The 20,635-nt window shown below is 59.1% G+C and carries 21 protein-coding genes; all 21 read right to left on the bottom strand.

Annotated features, from left to right (window positions below):
• Positions 1 to 75: 75 nt before the first annotated feature.
• Positions 76 to 663, bottom strand: a complete 588-nt coding sequence (locus tag NMD14_02310; protein XEI33323.1) for a Maf-like protein — start codon at positions 661 to 663, stop codon at positions 76 to 78.
• Between the two features lie 2 nt (positions 664 to 665).
• On the bottom strand, positions 666 to 1,151 hold the full coding sequence (mreD, locus tag NMD14_02305; GenBank protein XEI33322.1) for a rod shape-determining protein MreD: 486 nt from the start codon (positions 1,149 to 1,151) through the stop codon (positions 666 to 668).
• On the bottom strand, positions 1,151 to 2,041 hold the full coding sequence (gene mreC / locus NMD14_02300; protein ID XEI33321.1) for a rod shape-determining protein MreC: 891 nt from the start codon (positions 2,039 to 2,041) through the stop codon (positions 1,151 to 1,153). The genes mreD and mreC overlap by 1 nt, the downstream gene beginning before the upstream one ends.
• A 42-nt stretch (positions 2,042 to 2,083) precedes the next feature.
• Entirely contained in the window at positions 2,084 to 3,124 is a 1,041-nt protein-coding gene (locus tag NMD14_02295) for a rod shape-determining protein (GenBank protein ID XEI33320.1), read from the bottom strand.
• Between the two features lie 204 nt (positions 3,125 to 3,328).
• Entirely contained in the window at positions 3,329 to 6,832 is a 3,504-nt protein-coding gene (locus NMD14_02290; GenBank protein XEI33319.1) for a hypothetical protein, read from the bottom strand.
• Entirely contained in the window at positions 6,829 to 7,251 is a 423-nt protein-coding gene (locus tag NMD14_02285) for an MSHA biogenesis protein MshP (protein ID XEI33318.1), read from the bottom strand. Before NMD14_02285 ends, NMD14_02290 begins: the two co-directional genes overlap by 4 nt.
• A 37-nt stretch (positions 7,252 to 7,288) precedes the next feature.
• Positions 7,289 to 8,152 (bottom strand): type II secretion system GspH family protein, encoded by an 864-nt coding sequence (locus tag NMD14_02280; protein ID XEI33317.1) that lies wholly within the window; start codon positions 8,150 to 8,152, stop codon positions 7,289 to 7,291.
• Entirely contained in the window at positions 8,152 to 8,712 is a 561-nt protein-coding gene (locus tag NMD14_02275; protein XEI33316.1) for a prepilin-type N-terminal cleavage/methylation domain-containing protein, read from the bottom strand. Before NMD14_02275 ends, NMD14_02280 begins: the two co-directional genes overlap by 1 nt.
• The gene (locus NMD14_02270) at positions 8,699 to 9,187 is read right to left on the bottom strand and encodes a prepilin-type N-terminal cleavage/methylation domain-containing protein (GenBank protein ID XEI33315.1); all 489 of its coding nucleotides are present in this window, start codon (positions 9,185 to 9,187) and stop codon (positions 8,699 to 8,701) included. The genes NMD14_02275 and NMD14_02270 overlap by 14 nt, the downstream gene beginning before the upstream one ends.
• A 53-nt stretch (positions 9,188 to 9,240) precedes the next feature.
• Complete coding sequence (locus NMD14_02265; protein ID XEI33314.1) at positions 9,241 to 9,684, bottom strand: prepilin-type N-terminal cleavage/methylation domain-containing protein; 444 nt, start codon at positions 9,682 to 9,684, stop codon at positions 9,241 to 9,243.
• 14 nt (positions 9,685 to 9,698) lie between these two features.
• Entirely contained in the window at positions 9,699 to 10,370 is a 672-nt protein-coding gene (locus NMD14_02260) for a prepilin-type N-terminal cleavage/methylation domain-containing protein (GenBank protein XEI33313.1), read from the bottom strand.
• Positions 10,371 to 10,447: 77 nt separating this feature from the next.
• A complete protein-coding gene (locus tag NMD14_02255; GenBank protein ID XEI33312.1) occupies positions 10,448 to 10,909 on the bottom strand; it encodes a hypothetical protein in 462 nt (153 codons plus the stop codon).
• 338 nt (positions 10,910 to 11,247) lie between these two features.
• Entirely contained in the window at positions 11,248 to 12,468 is a 1,221-nt protein-coding gene (locus NMD14_02250; GenBank protein ID XEI33311.1) for a type II secretion system F family protein, read from the bottom strand.
• 3 nt (positions 12,469 to 12,471) lie between these two features.
• The gene (gene mshE / locus NMD14_02245; GenBank protein XEI33310.1) at positions 12,472 to 14,181 is read right to left on the bottom strand and encodes an MSHA fimbrial ATPase MshE; all 1,710 of its coding nucleotides are present in this window, start codon (positions 14,179 to 14,181) and stop codon (positions 12,472 to 12,474) included.
• 74 nt (positions 14,182 to 14,255) lie between these two features.
• On the bottom strand, positions 14,256 to 15,350 hold the full coding sequence (locus NMD14_02240) for a tetratricopeptide repeat protein (GenBank protein ID XEI33309.1): 1,095 nt from the start codon (positions 15,348 to 15,350) through the stop codon (positions 14,256 to 14,258).
• Positions 15,347 to 16,237 (bottom strand): MSHA fimbrial biogenesis protein MshM, encoded by an 891-nt coding sequence (gene mshM, locus NMD14_02235; GenBank protein XEI33308.1) that lies wholly within the window; start codon positions 16,235 to 16,237, stop codon positions 15,347 to 15,349. Before mshM ends, NMD14_02240 begins: the two co-directional genes overlap by 4 nt.
• A 91-nt stretch (positions 16,238 to 16,328) precedes the next feature.
• Positions 16,329 to 17,999 (bottom strand): pilus (MSHA type) biogenesis protein MshL, encoded by a 1,671-nt coding sequence (gene mshL / locus NMD14_02230; GenBank protein XEI33307.1) that lies wholly within the window; start codon positions 17,997 to 17,999, stop codon positions 16,329 to 16,331.
• A 70-nt stretch (positions 18,000 to 18,069) separates the two neighbouring features.
• Positions 18,070 to 18,399, bottom strand: a complete 330-nt coding sequence (locus tag NMD14_02225) for an MSHA biogenesis protein MshK (protein XEI33306.1) — start codon at positions 18,397 to 18,399, stop codon at positions 18,070 to 18,072.
• Positions 18,392 to 19,039: an MSHA biogenesis protein MshJ gene (locus NMD14_02220; protein ID XEI33305.1), complete on the bottom strand. Its 648-nt coding sequence runs from the start codon at positions 19,037 to 19,039 to the stop codon at positions 18,392 to 18,394. The genes NMD14_02225 and NMD14_02220 overlap by 8 nt, the downstream gene beginning before the upstream one ends.
• Positions 19,039 to 19,632 (bottom strand): PilN domain-containing protein, encoded by a 594-nt coding sequence (locus NMD14_02215; protein XEI33304.1) that lies wholly within the window; start codon positions 19,630 to 19,632, stop codon positions 19,039 to 19,041. Before NMD14_02215 ends, NMD14_02220 begins: the two co-directional genes overlap by 1 nt.
• A gap of 100 nt (positions 19,633 to 19,732) precedes the next feature.
• Positions 19,733 to 20,596, bottom strand: coding sequence for an MSHA biogenesis protein MshI (locus tag NMD14_02210; protein ID XEI33303.1), 864 nt, complete (start codon positions 20,594 to 20,596; stop codon positions 19,733 to 19,735).
• Between the last annotated feature and the right edge of the window lie 39 nt (positions 20,597 to 20,635).

The following is a 20,635-nucleotide window of genomic DNA, read 5'->3' as shown; positions in this document are numbered from 1 at the left end:
GTTTTGAATTCTATAAAGCCAATCCGGTACAACGCGCGCAAGGGAGAAACGCAGCAGAACACCGCTGACGGGAAATTATTTGAGCTGTTCCAGATGATGTTTGATCAACAGGTCTGTCTCCAGCAGGGGCAGGCCGACCACGGCGCTATAGCTCCCCTCGATGCGGCTGACAAACTTGCCGGCAATGCCCTGAATGCCATAAGCCCCGGCCTTGTCACAGGGCTCACCAGTCTGCCAATAGGCTTCGATCTCGGCCTCGTCCAGCTTGCGAAACGCCACGTTGGTGGTGACCAGACGCACGTCACAACGATCCTTGCTGGCCAGCGCTACCGCCGTCATCACCTGATGCACCTTGCCGGAGAGCGACGCCAGCATATCTTTGGCATCCAGCAGATCGGACGGTTTCTCCAGTACCCGGTCGCCCAGCACCACTATGGTGTCGGCACCCAGCACCGGCAACGCCGTCGGCGCACACGCCACACCCGCCATCGCCTTGTCACGGGCGAGACGGCAGACATAATCCTGCGCCTTTTCACCCTCTTCCCGCTGCTCGGGCACATCCAGTTTCAGCACCTCGAAGCGGTAGCCAATCTGGGTCAGCAATTCACGGCGACGGGGAGAGGCCGAGGCGAGATAGAGTTGTGGTTCGTTGTTTTTGTTCATATTTACCTAATATTGAAGCGACGCCGTACCTTGCGCAGCACCAGAAACACCCAGGGCCATATTAGCATCGTCGTCAACGTCGACCAAAAATAGGCGAAGTTGAGGCTGGCCTGGCTGAACAGGTGCTCGGCCCAGAATACCGTCATTTTTCCCACCAGCGAGAGACCACCGATAATCAGTGCCTGCTGCCAGAGGGAGAAGTTGCGGATCTTCTGGAACTGGAAGGCCGCCAGATAGGCGGTGATGGCCATCGCCATCGCCCGCACGCCGAGGGTGCTGCCGAGCAGCACATCCAGCAGCAGGCCAGCCACCCAGGCGGAGCCGACGTTGGTCCGGTGCGGCAAGGCCAGTGCCCAGTAGATGAGCACCATGGCCAGCCAGTCCGGGCGGAAGGGGGCAAATTCGAAAGGAAGCGGCAGGATCGACAGGCTCAGAGCCAGCAGGATCGAGACCCAGACCCAGATCCTGCCGCTGGCGGGTTCTAGCATCAGTGAGTCGCTCCTGCGGCGGACGCAGCGGGAGCCGCCCGTTCGCCATCCTCATCATGTACTTCAGGCTTCTTGTCGGTCCACAGCAGCAGCAGATAGCGCAGTCTGTCCAGCTCCACCAGTGGCTTGGCCTCGACCTGGGCGAAGGGCTTGCCCTCCACATACTCGGAACGAGTCACAGTCGCCACCGGATAACCCTCCGGGAAGCGGCCACCCAGACCCGAGGTGACCAGCAGATCACCGACCTGAATATCGGTGTTGCGCGGTAGGTTGCGCAGCTCCAGCTTGTCGAGCTCGCCACTGCCGGAGGCAATGGCGCGCAAGTCGTTGCGCAGCACCCGCACCGGAATACCGTGGCTGGAGTCGGTGATCAGCAGCACGCGACTGGTGGTGGAGCCCACGTGGAGCACCTGACCAATCACCCCCTGATCGTTGATCACCGCCTGACCGTTATAGACGCCATCCAGCGCCCCCTTGTTGATCAGCACCTGATGGCTGAAGGGGTCGGAATCCACCGACAGCAGCTCGGCCACCATCTTGCGGGACTCCTTGTGCACCGGCGAGCCGAGCAGTTCACGCAGCCGCTGGTTCTCGTGCTCCAGATGGTCCATCTTGAGCAGGCGAGAGCGCAGGGTAAACAGCTGTTGCTCCTGCTGCTTGGTCTGCTCGATGAGATCGGCACGGGTCTGCACCTGGGTCGACATGGTGTCGAGCAGGGTACCGGGCGCATTGGCCATGTATTGCAAGGGACTGACTAACGAACTGAGGTAGACGCGGACATGGGTAAACACACCGAAGCGGGAGTCCGCGACGATGGCAGCGATGGAGATGATGACGGCGAGAAACAACCGTAACTGAAGCGAAGGGCCTCTACCAAAAATGGGTTTCATGGGTCGTCAAAAAAGAGCCGGCTCGCTGGCCGGCTGTGGGTCTTATTCGTAGTGGAACAGATCGCCACCGTGCATGTCGATCAGCTCCAGCGCCTTGCCGCCGCCACGGGCCACACAGGTGAGGGGATCTTCAGCCACGACGACAGGAATGCCGGTCTCTTCCATCAGCAGACGGTCGATATCTTTCAGCAGTGCGCCACCACCGGTCATCACCATGCCGCGCTCGGAGATGTCGGAAGCCAGTTCCGGCGGAGACTGCTCCAGCGCCACCATGACGGCAGCAACGATACCTGACAGCGGCTCTTGCAGCGCTTCCAGGATCTCGTTGGAGTTGAGGGTGAAACTGCGCGGTACACCTTCAGCCAGGTTACGGCCACGCACTTCAATCTCGCGCACCTCTTCGCCCGGATAGGCGGAGCCGATCTCGTGCTTGATACGCTCGGCAGTGGCTTCACCAATCAGGCTGCCATAGTTGCGACGGACGTAGCTGATGATCGCTTCGTCAAACTTGTCGCCACCGATACGGACGGACTGGGAGTAGACCACACCGTTCAGGGAGATGATGGCCACTTCAGTGGTACCACCACCGATATCGACCACCATGGAACCGGTCGCTTCGGAGACCGGCAGACCGGCACCGATGGCAGCAGCCATCGGCTCATCGATCAGGTAGACCTCACGGGCACCAGCGCCCAGTGCGGATTCCTTGATGGCGCGACGCTCAACCTGGGTGGAGCCACACGGTACACACACCAGCACACGCGGGCTGGGGCGGAAATAGTTGTTGTCGTGAACCTGTTTGATGAAGTGCTGCAGCATCTTCTCGGTCACGTAAAAATCGGCGATCACGCCATCTTTCATCGGGCGAATGGCGGAGATGTTGCCCGGGGTACGGCCCAGCATCTGCTTGGCGGCATGACCGACAGCAGCGACCGATTTGGCGTTCCCGCGCTCTTGGCGAATGGCGACAACTGAGGGTTCGTTAAGGACGATCCCTTGATCTTTTACATAGATCAGGGTGTTGGCAGTTCCCAAATCGATCGACAGATCGTTGGAAAAGACGCCTCTGAGCTTTTTGAACATGGCTACGGGAAATCCTAAGAATTTGGAGGTGCAGAAAACCGGCTAACTTTACCAATGCCCACCCCAATGGGCAAGCGCTCAAACTGTCGCCACTCAATCAGGCGCGACAAAAATGCGAGTCATCACTCACCCGCTCGGGCTAACAAACGCTAATAAACAAGGCGTTAGGGGGATGCCGTTGCGCCAGCCCCCCTTTCACATCATTCAATGTAATACTTCGCGCCGATAAATAATTCGGTCATTACCCCGGCTGGAGCCGAAAATGGCCTCACCTTGCAAGCTAATGGGGTCAGATAACCACGTCGGCGAAGATGGCTGTTTTGCCAAATCGACCTTGTAGGGAATCCGAACTGCAACATTCGGCGCACCAAAGTGAAACACGATCTCACCTTGCTTTGCCCTGGCGGAACTGGCCGGGACAGTTTGACCACTTAACGTCAGAGTACTGCTATATGGTTTGGTTAATAACGGGGGTACCTTGCCTGTAACCTCGTAAGAAGATGTCACACTATTAAAGCCAATCTTGCGATCAGGATCTTTAGGCTCTACCGCTGGCAGGGGATCAAAACCACTATTCGCCAGCGATAGCTGAGTACAGTTATCCTCATCATTGATCACCCAACCACCCAGATCGAAACGCTGCATCAATAACTTCAAAGGCAGATTGGCACTATCGATGCCACGATCCTTACCTGCCAGCAGGCGGCCATAATAGGCGGTCATGGTGTCATCCACCCGCGTAGGAATCGTCAACTGCCTGGCATTGCAGTTGACCCCTTTGGTACACCCATTCTTGACGCTAGGATTCAGGTCGGTATCAGCCAGGAAGCTGACTGAGGGTGACTCCTCATCGACCACCAGCAAACCAAACCGCAGCGACTTGAAGGGCTCCTCTGGTACAGTCAGGGCGGGCTCGCGCTCAGAGAGCCGGGCAAAGCGACTTTGGCTATCAACATTGGCTTCCCCTGACACCCAGTTGAATGTTGTCCTCGCAACGCGATCGGTTCTATCGACACCATCATGGTTATTACCCGCAACTAGATAGAGCAAGCCCTTGGCAAACTCTCCACCATAATTCCTAGTCACCCCGGCACTCTTGTTGCGGGCCTGTACCGTCATTTTGACACCGAATGGCTGACTCATATAGCTGAACTGCCCGCAAGCAGGAGTAAGAGCACCGCTCAGCAAATTGAAATCCCAGGGGACAAAACGTCCCACCGGCTGGCTCTGGGCTGATGGAATGGTGTAATTGAAGTAGCCGTTGGCCGGCGGCGTCGCAGTCATCCGGAACACGCCAACCTCGCTCACCGTCTGGCTAACACTATTGATGCTATTGGTCGCTGCCACATGGTTATAGGTGGTAGTACCCAGCGTTGCATTGGTGCCCGGATTTGGTGCCACCAGCGTACTGCCCAGAGCAATATTGGGCAGGACAAAGTTAGGCGTGGTCTGATTCCCTGTGCAGATATCCCCATCATTGGCCGACTCCCAGGCCATCGCCTTGATATCTATCTGGAACGTATCCCCCGCTTTTTTGAATACATGGCAGCTGCTATCACCTGCCGCGCAGACCCCTTGCGGAGGCGTAATGCACAGACCGACCGGACGCGCCACAAACTGATCCGAGCCGAGCATCACCAGACCCGCCGTCTCACCACTGCCATTATGGCGCGCAGATAGCTGCATTTGACCCGCATCCGGATAGGTCACTTTTTTCAAGGTCGCCTTCCCCTGATTATCGAAAGTCAGGTTAAGGGTGGTTGGCGTTGGTGAAGCAATACTGGTTGCATAAGTAGCAATGGTATTGCCATCGATGGAGATCTTGCTACCAAAGTTATTGGCATTTGGATTGTTGTACGTTCCCCAAAAACCGACCGACCTCACCCCGGTGAATCCGGGCACACATTGTTTGGTAATATCGTCTTTTTTAACCGCACTGATTGTCACATCCTGAGGCTGGTTGGAATAGGTATCTGGCACATCGAAGATAAAGCCGCTGTCGGCAAAATTCAGGGTACAGGCTGCCGCACTGGGCGTCCCTGCACCGGCCTTGCACAAGGTGGTGCCGTATGGTTTGGTGGTCGGGGTTGAACTAGAGACTCCGATGGTAACCGCAGTCGTCGTGTTATTGCGCAGCGGCACCGTGGTCGAGCCGCCACTGAAGGTCACCGTATTGCCGCCAACCCAACCATTGCTGGCAGACGTTGGGGCCAGACTCAGGGTCGCGGTCACCGGGTCAGTGATCAGCGTGGTACAAGCCGCATCGGCGCACGCCTTGACCGTCACCGTCTCGGAATTACAGGTGAGCGGCTGACCGGAGTGGCTGAGCTCGAAGTGATTGATCTGGGTCCCGCCCGTACTCCCCTCGCAGGTGTTACTACCTAGGTCCACCTTATCGACGGCATCCTGATCGAAGTAGTAGTCGTGGTTCCCGCTGATATTGACACTGCCTCCCGTCGCCAGCGCCCCCTTGAGCGTGGCGTTGCCGGCCATGTGGACATTGCCCGCCACATAGACGACGGCATTGATCTGGTTCTGGCCGGTGATCGAGAGATCCCCCTTCACGTAGATGAAGAGATGCTCGGGCGGATTGCTGAGGTTGAGCCTGGCGTTGTTCAGATTGAGGTTGTTGAAATAGAGTCTCGCCGTCACGCCGGTGGCGACGATCTCGGCCTGGTTGTTGATGCTGCCGTTGCCAAAGTCGTAATCCCCGGGCCCGAAGCGGTTGCCGCTGTGGCCGGTGCAACTGGTGCCACTCCCCTGCTTGCTGCACACCAGATCCGCAAGGGGTGGCACCAGCACACCGGAGGGCGGTGTCATGCTGACCCCCTCCACCGGAGGATCTGTAAAGATATTTTTGCAGGTGGAGAAGCCAGCCTCATAAATAACCTTGCTGTTTCCTTTCAGACTGACGTTCTTCGCGCTCAGTTGACCCCGCAGTACCACTCCATTCTCGAAGGTTGCATCTCCTTCGGCGTAATAGGTTCCTGCCAACTGGTCACTGCCAGTGAGAGTGAGGTTGCCGACCACATATACCTTGAAACCGACCCCCGTCTGCAGTTGTGAATCGTTATGAGCCGAGACATTGCCCCGAACATAAAACAAGGTCGTGCCGCTGCCGACTAGCTTGATGATGCTGCCTCCGGTCAGGTTCAGATCCCCTTCGATGATATAGGTCTTACCCGCCGTCAACGTCATCACGGCGCGATCCTGCATGGTCAGGTTTTTTATCACATAGGTGGTGTAACTGTCCGAGAAACTGACGTTGCCGGAACCATTGGCCCCAACAGAGCCATCTATGGTCAGGTTGCCCAGATCCCAGCGACTGCCGCTGGCTGGCTTGCCGTAATTCGGGGTGGTACCGAGGATGACCGTGGGAATAGTCCAATTCGCAACGGTATAACTGGCAGAATCTGTACTGCCTGGAAAGGTGGGCCGAGTCTGCTTCAAGCTGGCGACACCGGTTATCTGACATTTGCCCGTACCACAGGCTTGCGAGTTCATTTCATAGTCATAACCAGTGACACGTTTGAAACAGACCTCTAGGCCATTGTAATTCTCCACCCGTGCACCTGACTGCATGTAAAGCGCGCCATCTGCGTCATGGCTCTGGATCGGACCAGGGAAGATGCTGTTGCAATCCAGTGCTGCCTGCGCAGGCAAACTAAGCAGCAGTAAAAATAGAACGGAACAGAGACGACCTATCACGGCATCACTCCATCAAACGCTTCCGCCACCAGGGTGCGGCTGACGGCAAAATCCGGGTTGGCGCCCGCCCCTGTCTCTGTGCCACAGTTGCCAACACTGGTGAGCCGGTAGGTGGTGCTGGTCTCTCCCCCCTGACTGGCCTGGATCTCATTGCAGCTCACCGACACCCGGCACCCGCTCAGACCGGGATCCTTGTCGAATGCCCGGGATGCCGCCACCTTGGCGCAGGCGGCGGGCGACTCGGCACCACTGCGGTTGGGAAACAGCTGATAGAGGGCAATCTCCAGCCCGCTCTGAGCAGCCAGCAGAGCCCGCACGCTGCGCACCTCCACGGTATTTTTCTCGCCACTGTCGACCAGAAAACGGCCCATGGCAGCCACCAGCAGCGCCATCACCACAATGACAAACAGGGCGATCATCAAGGCACTGCCTCGTATCCGTCCGAAAGAATGTGGCTCAGGGCACATTCAACACCTCTATCTTGTGATTGAAGGTGACTGACTCGCCCTTGCGCTCAAAGACAAAACGCATGCCAAACTCACCTTCGGCGTTAAATGCCGAGGTTTCCCGATAAAAAACATTGCCTGGCCGCAGCGACTCGGCCATCAAGCCCCCCAGCGGTAAGGTGCTGCCAGCGGCACTGATCCCGGCACTGGTCCGGTATAGCGCCCCGCCTTGCACACAATAACGCACCTGTTCGCGAGCAAAATAGACCCGCATACCGGGCGACTGTCCATCCAGTTGCGCACCGCTATACCCAATTGTTTGGGCACCAGAGATCACCGACCCCACCGCATCAACCGGCGCCACACAGCGGCCATAATCACAGCGATCCCGTATCGACTGCGTACCACTGGAAACGGGTTGGGGAAACACAACTAACCAGTCGAGCTTCGGTTCAACCGCAACAGGCGGCGCCACCATGACCAGCTCAAGTGTGGCCGAGGAGCCAGACGGGCGATTGAGGGCCAGATAGCGCCCTGAGTTGCTGATCGGCCAGAACCGCAGGCAAGGGCCTTGATCCAGCCAGTTACCATCTTGATCTTCAATGCGCTCGGAACCTGGCACCGCATCGCGCAGCTCGCGGTTAAGCCGCTCCATGGCGAAGCGGGCATCGCTCATCAGCTGTTCGCGGCTGCTGGCATCGCCATAAATCTGGCTGCCAATACCGATAAACTGGCTGGTAAAGGTCGCCATGATCCCGAGCAGCAGGATCACCATCACCAACTCGACCAGGGTAAAGCCACTGTGACCCCGAGGTTGGCGGTGGGTTCGATTAGCCGCCAGGCGTAATCGGACACGCTCGCAGCGCCGAGCCATCAGTAGTTCCCCCGATAAAAGGAGAAGTCGAGCACGCTCTCATCCGGCAGTTTGATCTGCAGAACGATGCGCTTGCCCACAGAGCATGGCGCTGCACAACTCTTGAAGCTGCCATCGCTAAAATCTGCTGCGCTTACTGCAATTTTCACCTGATAGTTGCGATACTCCTCGCTGCTGACTCCCGCTGCAGTCTGGGTCAGGGTGTTGGCATCCACCCAGTTACCCGCGGTATCGAAATCATCCACATCGTTATAGGCGTAGGGGGCAGGCTCGCCATCCGGGCCATAACTGGTGGAGCAGGAAGAGATGGTCACCCCTGCCACCTGCTCACCACAACGATAACGACCACCGTTGTGATCCGACTGTTCATCAAACGACTTTTGCAGGATCTCGCCGGAGAGGCGCTGGGCCAGCTGAGCAGCGCGCACCTGCTGCACCGGATCCACCGCCTGTGGCGCCTGATTGATGAGTAACCCCAATATGCCGGTCAAGGCGACCGCTAACAGCACTATGCCAACGATCAGCTCAATCAAGGTAAAGCCGCGCTTAAGGGATCTCATGGATAAACCCCTCTGACTCAATCTTGATACGGCCACTCTCGCGGCCATTGGTGGCTTGCAGCTCGCAGCCACCGGCGCAGCTACCGAGCGGGCGGCCCATCTGATCAAAGCGAATCACAAAAGGAGGCGCGCCTTTGTTCGAGGAGAGGGTGATCCCGGCAGACAGGGTCACCGGACGACCACGGGTGCGCTGATTAGCGTTCCAGCTCGATATAGCCGCAGGATCGCCACAAGGGGAGAGCGTGCTGTGGCCAAACTGGCCCGCGTCAACCCGCAGTGAGGTACAGCGGTTGGCAGGCTCATGCATATTGACGGTCTGTACCAGCCGCAGCCGGGTCAGCAGCTCGTCACGCACAGTTTGAGTTTCAACGCCGCCTTTGCCCAGCCATTTGGGCACGGCAAAGGCGGCCAGAATCCCGAGTAACAGGATCACCAGTACCAGTTCAATCAGGGTAAAGCCCTTGGTTGCAGGCATGGAGGCTCTCATCAGGGAAAAGAGAAAGCGAGGCCGAAGCCTCGCTTGCATGCTTACTTACAGGTATCCGCCAATTCAATCTTGAAAGGAGTATCTTTATTAGCAGCCTGCGTATAGGTCACATAACAAGAGTTACCCTTTGTATTATCAGGATAAAAATCTGCAGTGTTCCCTGTGGGAGTCGCATGAGAAACAGACCAGCCATCCAATGTAAGTGCATTTTTAACTGTCGCAGCAGTCGGATAACCGTATAAGGCATCAACTGTGGTACCAGCAACTGATACTGCAACAGAAGATGCTTCAATGCCTTGAATGGCTGCTTTGCTGTAAATCATTTGAGCAGAACTCTGCAAGGATGCTTTAACACCATCAGCAGCAGCTTTACGCGCATCATCCTGCAGATTCAGGAACTTGGGTGCAGCGGTGACTGCCAGAATACCCAGAATGATGATCACGATAACCAGTTCGATCAGGGTAAAACCCGCCTGTTTTTTCATTTCACTTTCCTCTGTTAATTAATATTTGTGGTCACCTGACCCGATGCCGGGCGGTAACTGAAACTCATAAATGCATCAGTCTTGCCTTGCGGATCCTGATACTTACCATCACTGCCCTTACTCAAACTATTGACCAAATAGTAACGGCAGACCGAATCCAGTCCATTACTGCTCACAGTGGCATAGTATTTCAGGTCATTGCCGCTACCGCGCACTTCATTGAAGCTGGCCGTAGCCTTGGGCGGGTTTTGCAATAACCCCTCCCAAATATTGAGACAACGTTCGGCACTCAGATTGGCCGGATCCACATCCGGATTGCCGCTGGCAGCGGTATCCATGGGATAGCCGGGCGACAGCTCGCCGTTGCCGATCTGGGTCTCGGTCGGAGTGGTCAGATAGAAGCGGCTACCGTCATAGAGTACGGTGTTGAGGCTGTCCTGTTTGGCGCGACCTTCCGCCTCCCATTGCGCCCGAACCAGCGAAACGCCGGTAGCAAAACCGCCAGAGACCCCTTCCACGCTGGCCTTTTTCGCTTCGTCAGTCACATCGAGAAAGCGCGGCAGCGCCGTTACCGCCAGGATCCCCAGGATCACGATAACGATCACCAGCTCAATGAGGGAGAAGCCAGCAGCCCGTCTCATCATCCCGTTTTCCGGCCTTGTTGGTGCCATTGCTTTCATTGTCATGCTCCCTCCGTAATGCCCGGCATTATTTCATGCAGGCCCAAAAAAATCATGTAGTTGGGTCATATGATTGGCTTCCTTCAAGGCTTTTTCATCACCCGCCCGTCAGAAAACTGATAAACCAGCCAATAACCATCCCACCCCATCTCGCAACCACTGCCATCGGGGCGGGCCAGAACCTGCAGGGGAGGCATGCCACTCTCCGTCTCACCCACCAGTGCCCGCCACAACTGGCGGCAGTTTTCCGAAGGGGATTGCTGCGGCACCAGCCCCAGGGGCCACCCCCTGAGATCAAACTGCCAGCGCTGTCCTGCGGCGTGCAAAATCTGCGGACGCCGCTCATCAAGCCAGATCCCGTGCAGGCGCTGTACCCGCTCGGCAAATTGTTCCCCCAGCAGGGTGAGGGTGAGTTGCTGCGCCTCCTCCCGATGGCCCTGATAGCTGCGCACCAGGGTCGCCACGATCACCATCAGCAGGATGATCACGGCGATCCGCCTATATCCGGTCAGCCAGCGATCATCCTGCTGCGACTGTCTGCTCATCCCGTCCTCGACTCCACCGATCACTTGCCTCTTACGGCTCTCATCATGTCCCACCACTCAGACGTGAAGATATCCAGTTCCAGCAAGATTACTTGCCGCGAACCGCGCGCATCATGCCCCACCACTCAAGTGTGAAGATGCCGAGTTACTTGCCTCTTACGGCTCCCATCACGTCCCACCATTCAAGCGTGAAGATGCCGAGTTACTTGCCTCTTACGGCTCGCATCATGTCCCACCACTCAGACGTGAAGATATCCTGTTCCAGCAAGATTACTTGCCACGAACCGCGCGCATCATGCCCCACCACTCAGACGTGAAGATATCCAGTTCCAGCAAGATTACTTGCCGCGAACCGCGCGCATCATGTCCCACATCGGTGTGAAGATACCGAGCGCCAGGATCAACACCATTACTGCCACGATCCCGATCAGGATCGGCTCGATGCGGGCGGTAAGGCTCTTGAGGTCATAATCCACCTCCCGCTCGTAATACTCGGCCGCTTCATGGAGCAGGTCATCGACCTGACCGGTCTCCTCCCCCACGGCGATCATCTGCATCACCAGCGGGGTAAACAGACCGCTGCTGCCAGCGGTGCGCAACAGGCTCTCACCCCGCTCGATACCGGCGCGCATATCCCGCACCCGCCCCGCCATATAAGCGTTATCCACCGCATCGGCCACCAGGGTCAGCGCCGTGTTCAGCGGCACCCCTGCCTTGAGCATCATGGAAAAACTGCGGGCAAAACGGGCCAGCAGGGAGCGCTCTATGATGGTGCCGACGATCGGCAACTTGAGCTGCCAGCGGTGCCAGGTCAGCTTGCCCTTGGTGGTGGCGACCCAGCGGCGCCAACCAAACACTATCCCCACCAGAATGGCGAGCAGCAGCCACCAGTAGTGGACAAAAAAGTGCGAGGTGGCGAGCAGAATGCGGGTCGCCAGCGGCAACTCCACCCCGAATTTGGCGAACATGCCGGCAAACACCGGGATCACCATGATATTGAGGATCACCATGGCGATACCGATGGCGATCATCACGAAGCTGGGGTAGCGCATGGCGGTCTTGATCCGCTTGCGAGTCTCCAGCTCCAGCTCGAAATAGTTGGCGAGCTGCAAGAAGGCCTCTTCCAGCTGACCTGTGTTCTCACCCACGTGGATGATGGCGACAAACAGGCTGCTGAATACCTTGGGGTGCGCCTGCATCGAGCTGGAGAGCGGGCGACCGTTGCCGAGATCTTCCCCCAGCGAGTGAAGCGCCCGCTTGAGCGGCTTGCTGTGAGTGCTCTCCTCCAGCCCGGCAATGGCGCGCAGGATCGGGATACCCGCCCGGGTCAGGGCATACATCTGGCGGCTGAAGATCACCAGCTCGTCCAGCTTGACGCCCCCTTCCAGCAACAGTGACCAGTCGATGGCAGCGGACTTGGCCTTGCCCGGTTTGAGCTCGGTGGGCATCACGCCACGGCGCATCAGCTGCTCGGCGGCCGCCATCTCGTTGGCAGCTTCGACCACGCCACTGGTGGCGTTGCCCTGGTTGTCACGCCCCTTGTAGGCAAAGTTAGCCATCGCTTACCCCAAATCCTCAGCCAGTCGCAGCACCTCATCCACCGAGGTGATCCCCTGCCGGGCATAATCGAGGGCGGTGAGGGCCAGCGGCCGATAGTGTTGGTGTTGACGGGCCGCCTTGGCGAACCCTTCCGCATCGTTGCGGCGCAGGGCATCCATCATCGGCTGATCCAGCTCCAGCAGCTCGTAGACCCCGATCCGGCCGGAATAACCGGTGAAGTTGCAACTCTGGCAACCCCGTCCCTTGTGATAGGTGTGCTGGCCGGGCGCCTCGCCGGAGAGCACGGTAAGCCAGGTGGCCTGCCCTTCGTCGGGCGCCTTCTCCTCGACGCAGTGCTCGCATACCCGCCGCACCAGCCGCTGAGCGACCACCGCCCGCAGGGCGCTCGCCACCAGATAGCCGGGAGCACCCATGTCGATAAGGCGCAAGGCACTGGTCACAGCATCGTTGGTGTGCAGGGTGGTCAGCACCAGGTGACCGGTGATGGCGCCACGCAGGCCAATCTCTACTGTCTCGTTGTCCCTCATCTCCCCCACCAGCAGGATGTCCGGATCCTGACGCAGGGTGGAACGCAGCACATGAGAAAAAGTGAGGCCGATCTTGGGGTTGACCTGCACCTGATTGACGCGGGGCAAGCGATACTCCACCGGGTCTTCCACCGTGATGATCTTGTTGCTGGACTGGTTGAGCTCGGAGAGCGCGCCATAGAGGGTGGTGGTCTTGCCGCTACCGGTCGGGCCGGTCACCAGGATCATCCCGTGCGGGCGTTTGAGCTGACGACGGAACCGGGTCAGGATCTCCGGCGGCATGCCGGTCTCGGTCAGCGACAGGATGCCGGAAGATTGATCCAGCAGACGCATCACCACCGACTCGCCATATTGCACCGGCATGGTGGACATCCGCACATCCACATCGCGGCCGCGCACCTTCATGTTGAAACGGCCATCCTGCGGCAAGCGCTTCTCGGAAATATCGAGCCCCGCCACCAGCTTGAGACGCAGCACCAGCGCCTGGGCGATCCGCACCTCGTTCAGGATGTTTTCGTGCAGGATACCGTCGATCCGCTGGCGAATACGCAGCACTTTTTCGTCCGGCTCAATGTGGATATCCGACGCCCCCACCTGAACCGCGTCTTCAAACAGGGAGCGCAGCAGCTTGGCCACCGTCGCCTCCCCCTCGTCATTGGCCCCCAGATTGCTGGAGCCCAGCTCGAAGCCGGAGTCCTGATACTCCTCCTGCAGCTGTTCGGCGAAACTTTCAATCTCGCGGGTGCGGCGATAGAGGCGGTCGAAATACTCCAGCAACTGCCCTTCCCGCGCCACTGCCAGCACCATGATGCGCGGGCTGAGCAGCGCAGCGATGGCATCCAGTGCGCTCAGATCCGCAGGATCCGACATCGCCACCGTCACCTTGTCATCGGTGAGGTTGACTGCCAGCGCCCGATAACGGCGCGCCTGCACTTCGGGCAGCAGCAGCACCGCGGCGGCGTCGATGGTGAGGTTGTTGAGATCGAAGAAGGGCACATCCAGCTGACGGGCGAGGAACTGCAGCAACTGCATTTCGCTGATAAAACCGAGGTCGATCAGAGTGGTGCCCAGCTTGCGGCCGGTCTGACGCTGCTGCTGCAGGGCAAGCTGCAGCTGATCATCAGAGATGATCTGCTCTTGTACCAGCAGGTCGCCGAGGCGCATTTTCAGTCTGGGTTGTGCCATGTTTGCTCCGATCTCTGTTACTTCACACCCGTTGCCGCATCCGATTAGGCTTCGCTAACCGAACCTGCTTTTTATCAAGGGGTTAGTTGGCCAATTCGTTGTTCCAGCCAGTTGGTCGATGCCTCGCCGAGGTTGCCGTGCAGCAGGGCGTTGCGATAGGCATCGAGCGCCCGCTGGCTGTGGCCCTGACCATCCTCGGCGACGCCGAGACCAAGCCACCAGCGTCCCTGATCCGGCTGCTGGCGCAGCAGCTTCACATAGAGCGCCGCCGCATCGGCATTCTGGCCCAGCTCCTGGGTCAACCCGGCCCAAGTGGCGTAGTAGTCCATGTTGCTGGCGAGATCCGGCTGATAACCGGACAACCAGCCAAGCGCCTGCTGCTGCTGCCCCTCGCTGATAGCAAGGCGGGCCAGCAGCAGACGAAAATCGGCCTGTTGGGGATCGAGCCGAATCCCCTCTTCCAGCAGCTGACGCGCCTCGGTCAGGCGGCCCTCGCCGTAGAGCAAACCAGCCAGCTGCTCGCGCGCTCCCTGGTTGTAGGGGTCGTGGGCCAGCACCTGATAGTAGTTGTCCTGCGCATCCCGCAGGCTTCCCTTGGCCATGGCGGTGGTCGCCTTGCGCTCCGCCAGTGCCGCCAGCTCCTTGGCCGACAGCTCCACCGTCTCAATCTTCAATACGCTCGGCTTGCGCGGCGCGCTGGCGACTGCCTGCTGCTCTGCCGCCAGTTCGGCGTAAAGCTCGGGCTGCAGCTCTTCATCGGTAGGGGTTCGTTCATCGACCTCGCGGGAGGCATCAAAGGGTGCCCCGTCGGCCGTGTCGCCTAATTCACTCTCCCCTACCCCATCATTCACCTCATCCTGGCTTGGCAGCGGCAGCGCAGCCGCCACCTCGACCGGCTCAGGCTGGCTGACTGGCACGGCGGCCCTTGCCACCATATCGGGAATCACCGCATCGGGGGCGATCACTTCGCTGGCAGCCGTCACGGTATGGGTCTGCTGCCAGTAGATCCAGGTTCGCCAACCGAGGATCACCAGTGCCAGAGCGCAGATCAGGGTCAGCAGCAACATCCACCACCCCTGCTGGCGTGCAGGGGCAATATAGACGGCAGCACCCTCGGATCCTTGCTGGCGCTGATCCAGATCTTTCAGCATCTGGTTGATAACACTCATGGCCAGACTCCATAAGCCAGGGCGCACCCCAGCAACAGTAACAGGGGCCACCAGCGCCGTGGCGCAAAGCGGCTGGCATCATCGGTATCGCGAATGGCGAGCCGCACCAGACGGCTATCGATCTGGCGCGCCCCCTGACCATAGGCCAGCATCAGACACTTCTGCGCCAGGATATTGATAAGTCTCGGGATCCCTCGCGATGCTCGCCACAACAGACGGATGGCTCGACCTGCAAACAGCGGTGCTCCACGATACCCGGAGACCTGCAATCTGTGCTCCAGATAGGCACGGGTCTCGTCAAAACGCAGCGGCCGCAGGCAGTAGGAGAAGCCAATCCGCTGGCGCAGTTGACGCAGATGCGGCTTTGCCAGTCTGGCATCCAGCTCGGGCTGACCAAACAGCACGATCTGCAGCAGCTTGCTCGATTCGGTCTCGAGATTGCCGAACAGGCGGATCGCCTCCAGCGTCTCGTCCGGCAGCGCCTGCGCCTCATCGATCAGCACCACCACCCGACTGCCCTGCTGGTGCAGGTTGATCAGGTGACGATGGATGCGATCGGTGAGATCCAGCTCGCTCTGATCCCGCACCGTCAAGCCCAGCTCCAGCGCCAGCGCAATACGCAGCTCGGCCGGGGTGAGGTGAGGATTAGGCAACCAGGCGAGCCGCATCGGGCTCGCTTCCGAGCCCAACTCGCTGAGCAACTTGCGGCAGAGCAGGGTCTTGCCGGTGCCCACCTCGCCGGTCACCTTGATAAAGCCCTCTCCCTGCGCCAGCGCCCAGTTGAGCACCTGCAGCGCCTCCTCGTGAGGAGGCAGGCCGTAGTAGAAGCCGGTATTGGGGGTAAGGCTGAATGGCGCCTCCTGCAGGCCGAAGTGCGTCAGGTACATGAGACTTCACCTGCCACGGCGAGCAAGCAGCCTGTGCAGTCAAAACTGCACAGGCCGTTCGGGATAAGGGTGATCGCATCCTGTGTCATGTTCAGCCCTTGGCCGGATACCACTTGTCGAGCAGCTCGGAGGAGCGTTGCAGCTCGTTTTGCCAGGTGTCTTTCTCCACCACGGTCGGTTTGAGCATGATCACCAGCTCCACCTTCTTGGTGCTCTCGCGGCGGTTGGTAAAGGCTTCGCCCACCCAGGGAATATCCCCCAGCAGCGGCACCTTGCTGACGATCTCCTGCTTGTCGGTCTTCATCAGACCGCCGATGACGATGATGTCGCCATTATTGGCCTGCACCACGGTATCGGATTCGCGGATCGAGCTCTTGGCCAGCGGCAGTTGCAACTTGCCACCCGAGGTGCCCATGTCGATCACCTTGTTTTGCTCTTCGGTATCGATAACGGAGGGATGGATGTGCAGCAGCACCTTGCCCTCTTCATCGATCTGCGGCGTTACGTCCAGCGCGATACCGGAGAAGAAGGGGGTCAGCTCCACGTTAGGCGTCTTGTCTGTGCCCGTCGAGGTAGTGGTAATGGTGGTGGACGCATTGGTGACGTAATACTCGTCCGTCCCCACCTTGATCACTGCCTTCTGGTTGTTGGTTGCAGTGACACGGGGGCTGGAGAGGGTATTCACATCGCCCTGGGTCTTGAGCAGGTTGACCGCCACATTGAAGTTGCCGTCAGAGAGGGTAAAGCCAGCTCCGCCCCCCAGTGCGGTGAATATCTGGTTAGGGGTGGTGGGCAACCCTGAGTTAACCGCCGTGCCGCCGCCAGTGATCCCCTTGTTGCCATCCCAACTGGCGGAGAGACCGCTCCAGTCCACCCCCTGCTCGTACCCTTCGTTGAGGGCGACTTCGATGATCCGCGCCTCCAGCACCACCTGACGCTTGAGGTGACTCTCGGACTGGGTCAGGAATTCACGCACCGCCTTGAGCTCATTCGGGTAGGCGCGAATGGTCACCAGACCCGCCTGCGGACTGGTGATCACGGCGCGACCATCACCACTGCCGATCAGGGTCTGCAGGGAGTCGCGCAGATCGGTCCAGTAGTCGCTGTTGGTGTCGGTCTCGATGCGGGTGCCGTTGTTATTGTCACCGCTCGAGTTGTTGCTGGATGAGTTGTTGCTGCCGCGGTTGTTCGATGCATTGTCAAAACTGCTGTCGCTGCTGTTATTGCTGTCATTGGCCGTCACCCCGCCGGTGCTGACCGAGGTACGGGAGAGGCCACGGCGGGACATCATCAGATAGTTGACCGGGATGGTTTCGGTGCGCAGACCCGCCGGATAGATATGGAAGACATTGCCCTTGCGCTGCACGTCGAAGCCATACATGTCGCCCACCACCGCCAGCACCTCCGGCAGGGTCACATCCTTGAGCTCGACGGAGACCAGCCCGGCCACCCCGGGGTGCACCGCCACGCTGTAGCGGGAGCCCTTGAACAGCGAACCGAAAAACTCCACCGCCTCCACGTCGTGAGCCGCGATACGCAGCCGCTTCTCCGGCATGCCGACCGGCAGTTGTGGCCGGTTCAGCTGCAGCAATTCACTTTGCACCGACTTGGGCAAGGCGGTCAGAGGGGCAGCCTGCTTCTGCTGTTCGTTCATGGCCTGTTTGAGGGCATCCTTGGCCTGGGTCGGCTCGGGGTGCTGATACGTGGTACAGCCTGCAGCCATCATGGCCACGGAGATCAGACAGAGACGGTGTTTTTTCATGTAATTAGGGCACCCTGACTTGCAATTAAACTCGATAAAACAGGCTCACCTCACAGGAGGCAACACCGATTCAAACCCGGATCTTGCTGGCAAACAGTGTTACCGCATGGCGTTTTCCCGCCTTTTCCAGCACCACGGCATCGGCATTGATGGCCACCAGCGTATAGCCGCCCACCTGTTGCCCGACCCGATAACTCTTGCCATTGAGTACCGCCAGTGCCGGGCCATTGCCCAGCACCACGCTCTGCAGCTTCGGCAAACCGGCGCTGCTCTCGCCGCTCGCACGGGCGTCAACCGCCACATCCGCCAGCGGCGCGGTGGGATCCTGCAATACCTCGACCTGCTGTGCCTGTACCAGCACGCTGAACAGGCAACAGCACAACGCAAACACTCTAGCCACGGATAAACTCCTTGCTGGTACTCAGGGTGTAGATCTCCATCTCCACCACCGCGCCGGGATAGGCTTTGACCTGATAGTCGAACTGCTTCCAGTAGAAGTGGCGCGGCAAGGCTTCCAGCGCTTTAAGATATTGATAAACATCGAAATAACCGCCTTCTAGCCGAAGCCGGATACCGTGCTTGTAGAGATTGACCTGCTGCTCCCCCGCCATCAGCGGGGTCGGCTCCAGCGAACTGAGCGCCAACATGTGAAGATTGGCAGAGCGGGAGAGCAGCGCCTCCAGCACCAGCGGCATCTCGTGTGCCGGGATCAGATCGACGGTCTGTGCCTTGAGCTCACCATCGATCCGGGCCAGATCCGCTTCAACCTGCGCCAACTGGTCGCGCACTCCCTGATTGGGATCCCGCTTGAGCCGGGCCTGTTTGCCGAGGTTCTCCAGCTCCATGATTTCGAGGTCACGCTCGGCGGCGCTCAAAGCCATGCGATCCTGCTGCAGGCGGGTATCAGCGCCCTCGAGCCAGCCGTAAATGCCGGCCGCACCCAGCAGTATCAGGCCGGTCAGCAGGATCAACACCCGCTCCCGCTGGCTCAACACCGCGATGCGCTGGCCCCATGCCTGCCATTGTGCTTTCAGGTCCATCAGGGTTTCTCCCGCGCAATGCCGCTCAACTGGAAGGTCAGGCGACCCTCCTTGTCACGGCCGAGGGTCAGTTCACCAAACTCCTTGCCCACCAGACTCGGGGTCTGCTTGAAGCGGTTGACCCAGGCCGGTACATCCTGACTGCGGCCAGCAAAACCGGAGAGGTTGATCCGCCCTTCGTTGATCTCGATGCGCTGCAACGAGAGGTTGCTGCTGCGAATGCGGGAGAGATCCGCCATCACGCTGGCGTAGCCCTGGGATTTTTGCAGAGTCAGGCTGCCCAGCTGGCGCATCAGCCCCTGCTTGGCTGTCAGTTCATCCTGCTTGTTGATCAGTTGCTGCTGCAATCGGGGGTCGGCCTGATGGCGCGCCAGCTCGGCATCGAGCCGCTGCGCCTCGCTGCGCTTGAGCGCCAGCTCGGCGGTGTGCTGCGCCAGCGCCCGGCTGACCTGTTGCTGCTGCCAGCTGTAACCGATCCCCGTCAACAGGATCAGCAGCAGTGCACAGCCCCATACCAGCGCCATCTGATTGAGGCTGGCCCACTGCCGCTTGGGACGAAACTCGGCGCCATAGAGGTTGATCTGACGTTTCATCACGCATCCTCCCCGATGGCGGCTGCGTAGGCCGAGAGGTATTCGACACCGGCCAGCAACCTTGTCTTGTTGGCCATGTCGTCAAGGAGGAGTGGCAAACTCATTGATCATCTCCCAATGCGGCAGCATAAGCCGAGAGGTATTCAACGCCAGCCAGCACCGCTTTGTTGGCCATGGCGGAAACAGCGAAACCAAAAGTCTGCTCCATGTGGCGTACCAGGGTACCGATAAAGGGCGAGGCAACGGCAAACTGCATCTGCCCCAGCTCGGGCAATTTCAGCTGACCCGCCAGATAGTCGAGGGAGCGCTGGATCTCCAGCGCCAGTGAATCGAGCAGCATGCTGTCCGGCTCATGTTCGCCAGTCAGGCTGGTAAAGCCGCGCAGTTGGCGGGAGAAGCAGAGCCCTCCCTGATGGAAGACCAGCAGTTGCAGATCCTGACCCCTGGGCTGCCACAGCAGCATGCGCACCGTCTCGTCGGCGTCATACAGCGAGGTGAGCGCCAGCTCGTCGCTGATGATGGATTGCAGGGTGGCGATGCCGTTGATGGCATCGGCCAGTTGTTGCACCCGGCTCTTGGGCAGGCAGATCACATTGATGCGCGGACGACCGGCTGGCGGGGTGGGCAAGTCCACATAGTCCATCGCCAGTTGCAGCACGGGTTCGCTGACATAATCCTTGACCGCCCAGGGGAGCGCCCCCGCCATCTCGGCGTCAGGCACGGCGGGCTTGTCGATCTGGATCTGTTGATAAAGGCTGGCGGCGAGGGCCACCCGCACTTTAGACTTGGCCAGACCATGACGGCTGAACAGCTCGTTCATGGCCACCGCCCACTCCTGTGGGCCGTTGATGGTGCGCGTCGCGAAAACGGGGGAATTGCCCACCGCAGCCAGCATGATCCTGTCATTGGCCAGCAAGAGCCCGACCTGGCGGCTTGGCGTCGACCGTCCGAACAGTTGTTTCATGTAAGCCCGCCCATCGATAGTGAGAAAATGCGTGAAATA

This window comes from Aeromonas veronii (assembly GCA_041319085.1).
Lineage (GTDB): Bacteria > Pseudomonadota > Gammaproteobacteria > Enterobacterales > Aeromonadaceae > Aeromonas > Aeromonas veronii_F.
The sequence above is the reverse complement of the archived record's forward strand: the minus strand, read 5'-3'. Positions and strand labels throughout refer to the sequence as shown.

Bases quoted from the DNA above. Each gene is read 5' to 3' on its own strand.
- mshM (XEI33308.1), bottom strand. From the start codon at position 16,237: ATGTACCTGACGCACTTCGGCCTGCAGGAGGCGCCATTCAGCCTTACC.
- NMD14_02240 (XEI33309.1), bottom strand. From the start codon at position 15,350: ATGAGTGTTATCAACCAGATGCTGAAAGATCTGGATCAGCGCCAGCAA.
- mshL (XEI33307.1), bottom strand. From the start codon at position 17,999: ATGAAAAAACACCGTCTCTGTCTGATCTCCGTGGCCATGATGGCTGCA.
- NMD14_02295 (XEI33320.1), bottom strand. From the start codon at position 3,124: ATGTTCAAAAAGCTCAGAGGCGTCTTTTCCAACGATCTGTCGATCGAT.
- NMD14_02220 (XEI33305.1), bottom strand. From the start codon at position 19,039: ATGGACCTGAAAGCACAATGGCAGGCATGGGGCCAGCGCATCGCGGTG.
- NMD14_02250 (XEI33311.1), bottom strand. From the start codon at position 12,468: ATGGCTAACTTTGCCTACAAGGGGCGTGACAACCAGGGCAACGCCACC.
- NMD14_02275 (XEI33316.1), bottom strand. From the start codon at position 8,712: ATGAGATCCCTTAAGCGCGGCTTTACCTTGATTGAGCTGATCGTTGGC.
- NMD14_02260 (XEI33313.1), bottom strand. From the start codon at position 10,370: ATGACAATGAAAGCAATGGCACCAACAAGGCCGGAAAACGGGATGATG.
- NMD14_02210 (XEI33303.1), bottom strand. From the start codon at position 20,596: ATGAAACAACTGTTCGGACGGTCGACGCCAAGCCGCCAGGTCGGGCTC.
- NMD14_02265 (XEI33314.1), bottom strand. From the start codon at position 9,684: ATGAAAAAACAGGCGGGTTTTACCCTGATCGAACTGGTTATCGTGATC.
- NMD14_02255 (XEI33312.1), bottom strand. From the start codon at position 10,909: ATGAGCAGACAGTCGCAGCAGGATGATCGCTGGCTGACCGGATATAGG.
- mshE (XEI33310.1), bottom strand. From the start codon at position 14,181: ATGGCACAACCCAGACTGAAAATGCGCCTCGGCGACCTGCTGGTACAA.
- NMD14_02285 (XEI33318.1), bottom strand. From the start codon at position 7,251: ATGATCGCCCTGTTTGTCATTGTGGTGATGGCGCTGCTGGTGGCTGCC.
- mreC (XEI33321.1), bottom strand. From the start codon at position 2,041: ATGAAACCCATTTTTGGTAGAGGCCCTTCGCTTCAGTTACGGTTGTTT.
- NMD14_02280 (XEI33317.1), bottom strand. From the start codon at position 8,152: ATGGCTCGGCGCTGCGAGCGTGTCCGATTACGCCTGGCGGCTAATCGA.
- NMD14_02270 (XEI33315.1), bottom strand. From the start codon at position 9,187: ATGCCTGCAACCAAGGGCTTTACCCTGATTGAACTGGTACTGGTGATC.
- NMD14_02215 (XEI33304.1), bottom strand. From the start codon at position 19,632: ATGAAACGTCAGATCAACCTCTATGGCGCCGAGTTTCGTCCCAAGCGG.
- NMD14_02310 (XEI33323.1), bottom strand. From the start codon at position 663: ATGAACAAAAACAACGAACCACAACTCTATCTCGCCTCGGCCTCTCCC.
- mreD (XEI33322.1), bottom strand. From the start codon at position 1,151: ATGCTAGAACCCGCCAGCGGCAGGATCTGGGTCTGGGTCTCGATCCTG.